The 868-nt window shown below is 56.5% G+C and carries 1 protein-coding gene and 1 pseudogene; both read right to left on the bottom strand.

Annotation, left to right across the window (positions count from 1 at the left end; all coding sequences use genetic code 11):
- Positions 1 to 99: 99 nt before the first annotated feature.
- Positions 100 to 495, bottom strand: a pseudogene (locus NW807_RS08905) (Uma2 family endonuclease); the annotation flags it as partial.
- A gap of 75 nt (positions 496 to 570) precedes the next feature.
- Positions 571 to 735, bottom strand: coding sequence for a hypothetical protein (locus NW807_RS08910; RefSeq protein ID WP_414425878.1), 165 nt, complete (start codon positions 733 to 735; stop codon positions 571 to 573).
- Positions 736 to 868 lie beyond the last annotated feature (133 nt).

Here is an 868-nt window from a genome sequence, read left to right on the forward strand (position 1 = left end):
TACCCTTACAAGGTATCGGGATCCACCCCTAGCTCCCGCAGCTTCTGGGCCAGGTGCTCTGCTCTCTGCTGTTCTTGTTTAGCCCGCTGCCGCTCTTGCTCAGCCCGTTGGCGTTCGATTTTCTTCCTCAGGAGTAGGCACCAGCTCACCATTGGGGAAGAAGTACCGAAGCTGCTGGTTGTGAATCCCCAGGTACAATCCCAGCACCCCGCTCCACCGCCACCCCTCCTTTGTGAGCGGAATCTCCTCGTATTTCTCCCCCCTTAGCCGCAAACCCATGAACTCCAGGGTCTCAGGAGAAAAATAGAAGTACTCTGGAGTTCTGAAAATCCTCTGGTACAGCTCCCGCTTCTCCTCTCGATCCACTTTGGCTGTGGACTCGGAGAGCAGCTCAACAATCAAGTCTGGATATTTCCCCCCTTCTTCCCACACCACCCAAGAAGGGCGGGGGCGGTTTTCTACCCCTTTGACCAAAAACAGATCTGGCCCGCGGAAGTCTTTATTTTTGAGTTGCTCTCGGCTGTAGTAGACGGTGAGGTTCCAGGCGAGGAAGTAGTCGTGGCGGTCTTGCTAGAGGCGGGCGAGGCAGCTGACCAGAATCAAAAGCTGCAGAGCATGCAGGGAGTGTTCCATTTCGGGCTCATCGCTGAGCAGCCCCTGGGCCGAAGGCATGAGCTCTGCCAGTTGCTCGCGGGTGAGGGGAGTGATTTCCTGCAGTTTCTCTTGGGCTAGCATCTTTGCGTTGGGGGCAAGCAAGTGAATTAGCCATCGGCAGGGATCCCCATCTATGTCCCACTGCTCTGCTCCAGCTTAGCCACACGAGCTTCCAGCTTGCGCAAGGTACGTTGCAGCTCAGGCAGATGCCGCT

Origin of the sequence: Synechococcus sp. R70.1, assembly GCF_047461675.1 — a bacterium.
GTDB lineage: Bacteria > Cyanobacteriota > Cyanobacteriia > Thermostichales > Thermostichaceae > Thermostichus.